Source organism: Lentzea sp. NPDC060358 (assembly GCF_042725365.1).
Lineage (GTDB): Bacteria > Actinomycetota > Actinomycetes > Mycobacteriales > Pseudonocardiaceae > Lentzea.
In genome coordinates, this window is sequence record NZ_JBHXCW010000468.1 from 1 (window position 1) to 1,515 (window position 1,515).

General features: G+C 66.7%; 2 protein-coding genes. Both read left to right on the plus strand.

Features of this window, described 5'->3' with window-relative positions:
* Nucleotides 1–243: 243 nt before the first annotated feature.
* A protein-coding gene (locus ACFWGZ_RS40940; protein WP_382456963.1) for an IS5 family transposase occupies nucleotides 244–1,061 on the plus strand; the annotation gives its coding sequence in 2 pieces (ribosomal slippage) (nucleotides 244–592 and nucleotides 592–1,061; 819 coding nt in all).
* A 22-nt stretch (nucleotides 1,062–1,083) separates the two neighbouring features.
* The coding region (locus ACFWGZ_RS40945; protein ID WP_382456964.1) for a maleylpyruvate isomerase N-terminal domain-containing protein at nucleotides 1,084–1,515 on the plus strand (432 nt) is incomplete at its 3' end.

Below are 1,515 nucleotides of genomic sequence, written 5' to 3' on the forward strand. Positions count from 1 at the left end.
CCCCGGAAGCGTGACAGTTCCGCAAACGGATCCTGCCGGACAGGATGGTGCAACAGACCCATCCCCACGGCCTTCGTGCTGAGTGTTGTGTGTTCCTTGGTCGGAGCACATGCTCAGCCGAAGGCCGCCTGCACGCACGGCAGTTACCAGTCCGAGTGATCAAGTACGACGAGTCGTTCGACCTCCGAGGTTAAAGATCAAGTTAGACGGTGTCCTATGTGGTGATCGCTCGTTGGGCTGTTCATGGGGCGGGATACGTGGAGTTGGATTGTTCCGGACGGGCTGTGGGAGATCGCGAAGCCGTTGATCCCGCCCTCTCGGGTGCGTCCGCAGGGCGGCGGGACGCAGGACACGCCTGATGAGACGCTGTTCGCGGCCATCGTCTACGTGTTGGTGAGCGGGTGTGCCTGGCGGGCCCTGCCACCGTGTTTCGGGGTCTCGAAGTCGACTGCCCATCGGCGCTTCGTCATCTGGTCCAGGGCCGGTGTCTGGGGCCGGCTGCACGAGGCGATACTCGACCGCATCGACGAGTGCGGCCTGCTCGACGTGACCCGTGTGGTCCTCGACTCCGCCCATGTACGGGCCAAAAAAGGGGCGAACTCACAGGCCCGAGCCCCGTGGACCGGGGTAAACCGGGCTCCAAGATGCACGTCCTGTCGGACGCGAACGGACTGCCCCTGGTCGTCGGCGTCTCCGCCGCCAACACCCACGACAGCCAAGGACTGAAGCCCATGGTGGCCGGTCTCCAATCGAGACACGATCCCCACCGCGGCTGGCATTACCAACCCCGCAGACTCCACGCCGACAAGGCATACGACATCCGTGACCTGCGTAAATGGCTGCGTGGGAAGCGTATCGGCGTCCGTATCGCCCGCAAGGGAATCGAATCCAGTGAACGGCTCGGACGCCGAAGGTGGGTCATCGAACGCACCATGTCCTGGCTGTCCGGCTACCGCAGACTCAACCACCGCTACGAACGCCACCCCCGCAACTACCTCGCCTTCCTCGGCCTCGCCGCCGCACTCTGCTGCTACAAACGCCTCCTTCGACTCACCACATAGGACACCGTCTTAGGGTACGGATATGAGCTCACTCACGCACGACCGCTACTGCGACGAGATCATCAGCCGGACCGAAGCCTTCCGGGCCGCACTCCGCGGCGCCGATCTCTCCGCCACCGTTCCGACCTGCCCCGACTGGGACCTGCGCGCACTCGCCCACCACGTGGGCCGGGCCCATCGCTGGGTCGGCGAGATCGTACGCACCCGCTCCACCGACGTCATCCAGCCGGATGCGGTGCCGAACGGCTCCCCCGCGAGCGAGGACGCCGCCGCGCTGGACGCCTGGCTGGCCGAGGGCGCGGAGGCGACCGCCGAGGCGCTGCGGGCCGCGGGCACGGAGGTGAAGGTGTGGTCCTGGGCCTGGGAGGGCAGCACGGGATTCTGGGCGCGCCGGATGGCCCACGAGACGGTCGTCCACCACGCCGACGCCGCGATCACCGCCGGGACCGGGTTC